Annotated in this window: 4 protein-coding genes; 1 reads left to right on the top strand and 3 read right to left on the bottom strand. The window is 55.2% G+C overall.

The annotated features are described in order from the left end of the window. The 3 genes from VEV40_RS09115 to VEV40_RS09105 all read right to left on the bottom strand — a co-directional run. The coding region (locus tag VEV40_RS09115) for an error-prone DNA polymerase (RefSeq protein ID WP_324831779.1) at positions 1 to 3,110 on the bottom strand (3,110 nt) is incomplete at its 3' end. Next, positions 3,103 to 4,641, bottom strand: a complete 1,539-nt coding sequence (locus VEV40_RS09110; RefSeq protein WP_324831777.1) for a DNA polymerase Y family protein — start codon at positions 4,639 to 4,641, stop codon at positions 3,103 to 3,105. The genes VEV40_RS09110 and VEV40_RS09115, both read right to left, overlap by 8 nt. Continuing rightward, the gene (locus VEV40_RS09105; protein ID WP_324831776.1) at positions 4,605 to 5,732 is read right to left on the bottom strand and encodes a hypothetical protein; all 1,128 of its coding nucleotides are present in this window, start codon (positions 5,730 to 5,732) and stop codon (positions 4,605 to 4,607) included. The genes VEV40_RS09110 and VEV40_RS09105 overlap by 37 nt, the downstream gene beginning before the upstream one ends. 906 nt (positions 5,733 to 6,638) lie before the next feature. On the opposite strand from VEV40_RS09105, the gene VEV40_RS09100 reads away from it, so the two are divergent. After that, the gene (locus tag VEV40_RS09100) at positions 6,639 to 8,486 is read left to right on the top strand and encodes an ABC transporter ATP-binding protein (RefSeq protein ID WP_324831775.1); all 1,848 of its coding nucleotides are present in this window, start codon (positions 6,639 to 6,641) and stop codon (positions 8,484 to 8,486) included. Positions 8,487 to 8,501: the final 15 nt, after the last annotated feature.

Raw genomic sequence — 8,501 nt, 5'->3', positions numbered from 1 at the left:
GACGTGACCACCACTCGATTTCGTTCATACAGATCAGGATGAATGATCGCGTTGGAAATCCCGCTCTCATCCTCAAGGCTGAGAAACACAAACCCCTTGGCAGTCCCAGGCCGTTGCCGGGCGATCACACAACCGGCGGTTCGAGCGTAAACGCCGTCCGGCATATTGCGCAGATCGGCAGCTTTGGATATGCCCAGGTTATTCAGGTGCTGACGGTGGAATGAGAGCGGATGTTTGTCATTTGTTGCGCCTGTCAGCTTAAAATCAGCCACCAGACGCTCCTCTGTCGTCATGGCAGCAAGCGGGACTGATGTGTCGGCCTCGTAAGCATCGGGGACATTCTCGAACAACGGCCCAACAGGCTGGCCAGCGCGCTCTGCACGCCACAGGGCAGTCCGCCGATGATGTTTCTCACCTGTCCAGTTCAACGCACCAACTCTTGCTAACAGAGTTAGCTCGGCCTTGCGTATCTCCGGCACTCGCCGCTGCAGATCGTATTCCGAGGCGAACGGGCCATCTGTCTTTCTGGCGCTTGCAATCCCTTCACCCGTCTGCTGGCGTAGCCCTTTCACATATCGGAAACCCCGTCTCAAAGCAAATGGGTCAGAGTATTTGCTGCGTTCCGTGTTGTTCAGATCTTCAAGTGTGCATTGCCAGTCCGAATGCTGGACGTCTATAGACAGAACCTTCAGGCCGTGTCGTCTCGCATCATTAATGAGTGTCGAAGGCGAGTAAAACCCCATTGGCTGGTTGTTGAGCATGGCGCAGGTGAACGCGGCAAGATAGTGCTGCTTGATGTAGGCACTGGCATAAGCGATCAGAGCAAAGCTGGCGGCATGAGACTCGGGAAATCCATATAAAGCGAATGAGCTGATGGCCTGCACAATCTGTTCCTGTGCTTCCGGCGCAACGCTATTGGCCGTCATACCATTACGCAGCTTTACTTCTAGAGCTTTCATTCTGTCTTTTGAGCGGCGCATTCCGACTGCGCGGCGCAACTCCTCAGCCTCGCCACCAGTGAAGTTCGCAACCACCATCGCAATGCGAATCAACTGCTCCTGAAAGAGGGGAACACCTAAAGTGCGCTTCAGCACAGGCTCAAGCAGCGGATGCGGATAGGTAATCTCCTGTTTTCCCTGCCTGCGCAGCATGTACGGATTCATCATCTTGCCCACGATAGGGCCGGGCCGAATGATAGCCACCTGCACAACAAGGTCATAGAACTTTTCCGGCTTATTTCGGGGCAGTGCGGACATCTGTGCTCGGCTCTCCACCTGAAACATCCCCACGGTGTCGGCGCGCTGCAGTGTCTTATAAACTTCAGGGTCTTGCGGAAGCTGTGCCAGATCAAGAGGCCTGCCATAATGCCGTGGAACAAGCTCAACACAATCTTTCATCACGGCCATCATTCCCAGGCCAAGCAGATCAACCTTGATGATCTTCATGTCGGAGCAGTCTTCCTTGTCCCACTGCACAACCGTCCTGCCGGGCATCGAAGCACGTTCCAGCGGCACTACTGCGTCCAAATGGCCTTGGCAGATCACCATACCGCCCGAGTGCTGGGAGAGGTTGCGGGGCAAGTCCTGCATCCGCTCACAAAGCTCCAGGTATTTCGCAATTCGAGGATGCTGCACATCGAACGAGGCCGCACGGAAGCTGTTCTCCAGTGTGTCGTTTGGCCCTTTCCACTCCCATGCACCTACCAATGCGGTAAGCCTCCCCAGTGTGTCGTGATCGAAGCCCAAAACTTTACCAGCTTCCCGAGAAGCAGACCTTCCGCGATATGTGGTTACGTTGGCCGTCATCGCTGCGCCTAACTCCCCATAACTTTGGTAGACGTACTGGATGGCTCGTTCCCGGTCTGTATCGCTGGGCAGGTCGATGTCAATATCCGGCCACTCTCCGCGCTCTTCCGAAAGGAAGCGTTCAAAGAGCAAGTTCATGCCTACCGGGTCAATGGCGGTGATTTCGAGGGCATAACAAACAACGCTGTTTGCCGCCGACCCTCGGCCCTGCACCAGCACACCATTGCGCTTACAGAACTGCACGATGTCCCAAACGATCAGGAAATAGCCTGCGAGTCCTAGTTGTTCAATCAGGCGCAGCTCGCGCTCTGCCTGTTTCTTTGCTTTGGCATACAAGCCGGGATTGCTCTTGGGCAGATAGCGAGAGCGTATGCCCTCGTCTACGCGCTGACGCAGAAATGAATCCATCGTCTGCCCTTCGGGAACGGGATAGGCCGGGAACTGATAGCCCAAGTCATTCATCTCAAATTGCAGGCGAGACGAAAGCTCTTTGGTGTTGGCAATGGCTTCCGGATAGTCGTAGAAAAGCTGCTTCATCTCAGCGGCAGACCGCAGATGCCTCTCGGCATTGATTGCCAGCATACGGCCTGCTGTATCAAGTGTTTTCTTGTGACGGATGCAGGTGAAGACATCCATCACTTCGCGCTCATATGCTGTAGCGTGACTGACTCCGCCAGTCGCCAGGAGAGGAAGATTCAATGATCGGGCAATGTCCACAGCGGCACGGTTGCGGTACTCTTCTTCGCGGCTGAAGTGGCGCTGCAACTCGACATAGACATTCTTCTGGCCGAAGATGCCGACCAGCTTTTCCACTGTCTTCAGTGCCGCTTCAGAACCACCATTTGACAGTGCAGCAGCCAGCGGGCCTTCATCGCCTCCCGTCAGACAAACCAGACCTTTGCTGTACTGCTCCACATCTCGCTCGACAGCAGCACCTTCTGCTTTCGTGCTTTCACGCATCTTGAAGCGCGTGATAAGACGGCAGAGATTCTGGTATCCAGTGCGGGACTTCACCAATAGCGGCAGGCGTACAGGTTCAACAGGATGCTGGTGTGGGAGATATGCTGGTGGACGTAATCGCTGACCGAGGTCTGAAGCAGTAATCTCTGCGCCTATGTGTGCTCTGGTTCCCAGTTTCTGAGCAGTAGTGTGAAATCGTGGCGCTCCGTATACGCCATTGCGATCAAGAAGTGCCATTGCTGGCATTCCCAGATCGGCGGCACGCGCCATCAGGGATTCGGGCAGGGATGCGCCTTCAAGAAAGCTGAAGGCTGACCGGGCGTGCAACTCGATGTAATCAGTCATACGTCCCCTGCACATACCAGCAGTTCGAACTGGGATCACGCGCTATTCGGCATGTCTGCTCACTGCTGCTACACATCAGCCTCACGTCCCATTCCTCGCGGCTCCAGTTGGATTCTGACCACCATTGACCGCTGAACCGCCATGGGCCAGCTAGCTCTGCGACCATGTATCTCTGCCCTTTCCAAAACACCTGCGCTGGCAAGGTTCCTTTCAGCGCAACACCGATGGCCTGAGGTGGGCGACATACGCGCAGTGCTGTAGGCACTGGTGCAGTTTGAGTCTGTAGAAGCTTTGGAGATGGCGGAGCAAACCGAGCCATGCGAAAGGCATCCGGCCTGTTATCGTCCAGCAATTCCGGCGATCCGACTTGCTCATAGCCTAAGAGCTTGCGCAGGCGCGCAAGTAGTATTTCAAGTTGTCCAGATTCTGGACACTGCGGCAGAAACAGCCCATGCTGGGCGCGATGTGGCTTTGCGGACTGTGCAGACACATCGAGGGCAACAATCGCCCCCTTTGGTGGATGCGCTTCGAGATCGAGCTGTACCAGCTTGAGCAATGTGCGGGCATCTTGCAGTGGTAATGCAGGCCGGACGATGCGTTGATGAGTCTGGAACTGCCCATCTGCATCTCGCTCCAGCTTCAGGATGACTTTAAGAGAAGCGATGGCATGCGAACGCGACAGCACCTTGGCAAGAAGCTGGTCTATCATCCGCGCCAGCAAAAACAGCAATGGCTCAAGCATCTCGACCGGATAATCGAGTTCCATCATTTCCGCCAGTTCCGATTCAAAGCTCACTTCCAGAGGAATCATCAGGTGTGGCCACTCACCACGAGCCAGTGAATGCAAACGCTTTCCAGCCTGCCCCATACGTGCAATCAGGTCTGTTTCATGCAGCGCGGCAAGTTCTGCCAGCGTGCGGATTCCCCATGATGCAAACGTCTCTGCCTGCTCCGGCTCAGGGTCCAAGACATCCAGGGGCAACGACTCCAGCGCTGTTGCTTCACTTTCAGGCGGAACAATCGACACCCCGGCTCGGCCACGCGCCAGACAGCAAGCAGTATGAAAGTTTTGCGACACAGCCACATTCGCCAGAAAACCTGCAGCCATGATTCTTTTGCGTAGCTTGTCTGCGAGTTGGGCAGCGTCACCGAACAGGCTATGCATGCCCTGGATGTCGAGCACATAGGTGCCGGGATGGCCGTCAACGGCTTCGATGCGCGGAGAAAAGTTGCAAGCTGTCGTATGAAGAATGGAGAGTCCCGATTCTTCGCATTCCCGGTCTCGACGCAGAACCACAGCACCAACAAACGACTCAGCCTGCAAACGGCTCATCGCTTCCTTAATACCTAAAGCACGGGCCTGGATGTTCGTGGCGTATACGGTTTCCAGCGGCGGCTCACCATCGAGCAATGCAACGGCCCGCTTGCGCAGTTCCGGCTTCTGGTGCGCTACAGCCTGCACAGGAAAGTCCAGAGCATATAGAGCGGCATACATCAGCGCACTCTCGTCCACTCCGATTGAGCTTGCCACTCGGCCCTTGCCGATGGTTTTTTCCGAACATTTACTGATCCTTCATTGCGATTTCGTTCTCGTATCAGGGTGTATCGCTGGCCCTGGAAGAGAGGCGTTTCGCCGTTACTCCACCTTTCATTGCTGGCAGGTTCACAACGCAGTGCGAGCGCCGCGCAACTGCTTGCGCATGGAGATTGCGTAAGTAGAATGAGAGCTGTTCTTGCCTGCTCTGCCGCCAGTCGGAAGCGATACCAAGTCGCCAGAGGAATGTGCAAGGTGTGTTGTGGAAGCACATCTCCCATGTCGAGCACGATGGCGGCAAACCCGCCAGCTTGCAGAAGAAGGTCAGTAGCTCTGAGTGCCTGTTCCAGCCGCGACCAGGGCTTCTCTGGTGTTGGACTATTGGGCTTGCTTATTGTTGAATTGCGCGCTTGGGATTCAGCCTGCTTTTTCGCTGGAAGTTCCTTGAGGAAATACTCGCCTCTCCTTGCTGGCAGACGGTCATAAGCCACTTGCTCATCACGTTGTACAAGCGGCAGAGGCCCCGCGCATCTCGGCTCACTCAACGGACGATTGCTTCGTCCCGGCGTGCCGATGGTTTTGTCCCGCAGTAAACCGCCTTCGCCTTTGAAGAGGCGGGAGATCGCGCTATCCATCCCTCGTGTCTCATTACGAGGATGTCGGCTGGCCTCACCCTGATGCACAGCTTGCCGGTGAAGAACGGGTCTGTTCTCTACTGATGCGATAGTCTGACGTTCAGGAATGGCAGGCTCTGTGCGAAGCCAGAGCAGCCGTTCCAGTACTACGCCTGCTGCTGCAGCCGATTCGGGCGAAAGTGCATCGCGAACATCTACCCAGGCGCAGGCTGCTCCGGATCGGGTGATTTCGGAAATTGCCGAGAGCACAAGCGAAGTCTTTCCACTTGACGCGGCCCCGCTGATCTCCGTGATGCTTCCACGAGGGATCCCGCCTTCTAAGGCTGCATCTACTTCCGCAATTTCCGTGGCAAAGAATTCCGGCGCTTGCCGTATCTTGAGTGAAAATGCAGCCGGGACTCGTTTTGCAAGCGTCTCTTCAATCTGGGCGCGAAGATTGGCTGCTGTCGCCATAGAATTGAAATAGGATAGGCGAAATTAAGGCGAAAATCTATAAAGCACCAGAATTGGTGCAAGGTTGTACCCCTAATTTTTGGAATTCGGTTTGTTTCGAAAACCATTTTCAATCGAGATCAGTCCGGGCAATGGCAGGACAGGGGAGCATAAACCCGGGTAGGCGATGAGCCTCTGCGATGGGGGCAACATTGGGGGCAAATTGCAAATCTATTTTCACTAAAAACATTAATATCAATAACTTATTGCAGTTATTCGGTAGCCGATGGGCTACCACAAAATCAATAGCTTAGGATATATATCCCCCAATAAAACCGCCTTCGCGGGGATATAAAAGGGAATCAGTTCTGTGCAGGTCCAGGGGACAGGTCAGAGGACTCGCTGTCATCACGGTGGCAACTCGCTATTTTTCAAATCTCACCAAGATGAACCAATTCTAGTTCGGGCAGGCCGCGAAGAAAGTCGGCGATCTAGTTGAACTGCTGGTGATCGCGCGCCTATTCAAAGTATTCTTTCTGGCTTTCCATGATGACCTAAATCTCCGTTGTGCTGATTCCTTCCGCACATCGGGCTTGCGCCCCAGGCAACGTGGCCTCTACTGCCCGTATTGCCGGATCCGGTTGCCCGGGCCACTCCTGAAGTTGTAATTGGCATATCTGAAGTGATTTCCTATAGAAGTTTGGCTGCGGACAATAGCGGGTGTGCCAGTTCTCGTGTCCTTGGGAGGATGCGTATCTGACTTCCATCTGAAAAGATGTCCCGGTAATGATGGCGTTGATAATTTGGAGAACTGGTTTAATAAGGTGCCGCCCTCCAAAAGGTATCATTCAGGAATATGTGCGTAGACGGCCCATCCCGGTAAAATAAAGAGATGGCAGATCGATGGCAGGCCCGCAGGCAATCTAGATGAAGCGCATCCTGCGTCTGCTTTATTACATGAGGCGCTACTGGTGGCAGGCGCTGGCGTCCGTGATCTTGATGGCCGCCGTGGGACTTCTGGACGCCTTTCGGGTCCTGCTGGTGCAACCCATCTTTGACCATGTGCTCCATCCCGGCACACTCAGTCAGCCTATAACGATCTATAAGATTCCGGGAACACACTATCAATTCACATTGCAGCAGATGATTCCCCATTACATTCACAATGTATGGGGAATCGTCGCCTTCGCCCTGGTGGTTTCAACGTTGCTAAAGAGCGTCTGCGATTATGCAGGCACTTATTTGGTGAACTGTGCCGGCTTCGGCATGATTACCGACCTGCGCGATGACCTCTATGAAGCAGTGCTGCGGCGCTCGGTTTCGTTCTTTCAGAAACACGCCACCGGCACGCTGCTCTCAACCCTGATCAACGACATTGAGCGCGTGCAGTATGCCATGTCGTCGGTGTTGTCGGAGTTTCTTCAGCAGTTCTTTACCTTGATTTTCACCATCGGAGTCGTGATCCACTTTGGTGGCAGGCTCGCGTGGGCGCTGCTGATCTTCGTTCCACTTGTGATCGGCTCGATACGCCGCATTGGCCGCGACGTGCGCCAGACCACGCGCAAAGGCCAGGACAGGCTCGCCGAGATACAGAACATCCTGCACGAGACTATCACCGGCAATCGCATCGTGAAGGCCTTCAACATGGAGTTCTGGGAGTTGCTGCGATTCCGCGACGCAGCCAAGCGGCTCCTCAAGGCCAACCTGCGTTCGGTGCGGGCACAGGCCATCAGTTCTCCATTGATGGATTCCATCGGCGCTATAGCCATCGCCCTGCTACTGTTGGTAGGGCGAGGCGAGATCAAGAGCGGAGCCATGACTGAGGGCGCCTTCTTTGCTTTTATCGTGGCCCTTTTCAAGCTCTATGATCCGGTGCGACGCTTTGCCATGTTCTACAACAACTTCCAGCAGGCGCTGGGCGCTTCAACGGCCATCTTCACATTTATGGACGACCAGGACGAGATGGTCGAAAAGCATCGCGCCTACACGCTCAAAGGCTTCCACGATTCCATCAAGCTTGAGAACGTCGGCTTCGCCTATCGCGATGATGAAGGCGAAAAGAAAGTCCTCCACGATATTGATCTTGAGATTCACTGCGGCGAAGTGGTCGCGCTTGTCGGCCCCAGCGGAGCAGGGAAGTCAACGCTGGTCAATCTGATTCCGCGCTTCTTCGATGTCACATCAGGCCGGATTTTGATCGATGGCCACGACGTGCGCGACGTAAGCATGCGCTCACTGCGCGACCAGATCGGCAAGGTAACGCAGGAAACGATCCTATTCAATGACACGGTGCGAAACAACATCGCCTACGGACAGCCCGACGTACCCATCCAGCGTGTGCAGGAAGCGGCGAAGGCGGCGCTGGCGCACGATTTCATCATGCGGCTTCCCGAAGGCTATGACACGCTGGTCGGCGAGAAGGGCTTCCGCCTCTCTGGTGGCGAGCGTCAGCGATTGGCCATCGCGCGCGCGCTGGTGAAGGACGCGCCGGTCCTGATCCTCGATGAGGCCACTTCGGCGCTCGATGCCGAAAGCGAATCGTTGGTACAGGCTGCCCTGAGCAACTTGATGACGGAGCGCACAGTCGTTGTCATTGCCCACCGCCTCTCAACCGTACGCCGGGCAACGCGCATTGCTGTTATCGAGCAGGGACGCATTACGGCAATCGGTCCGCATGAAGAGCTGATGCACACCTCGCCGACTTACCAGAAGCTGTACCAGTTGCAATTCATTGACGCGCCGGAACTGGCCGAACCTGCCCAGAGCCTGCGATGATGGGTGAGCCAGAAT

The organism is Alloacidobacterium sp. (assembly GCF_035631355.1).
In the GTDB taxonomy this organism is placed as follows: domain Bacteria; phylum Acidobacteriota; class Terriglobia; order Terriglobales; family Acidobacteriaceae; genus Alloacidobacterium.
Note: the sequence above shows the minus strand (reverse complement) of the source record. Positions and strands in the feature narration are given on the sequence as shown.

Coding starts and splice junctions, on each gene's coding strand:
- VEV40_RS09105 (WP_324831776.1), bottom strand. CDS start 5,732: ATGGCGACAGCAGCCAATCTTCGCGCCCAGATTGAAGAGACGCTTGCA.
- VEV40_RS09100 (WP_324831775.1), top strand. CDS start 6,639: ATGAAGCGCATCCTGCGTCTGCTTTATTACATGAGGCGCTACTGGTGG.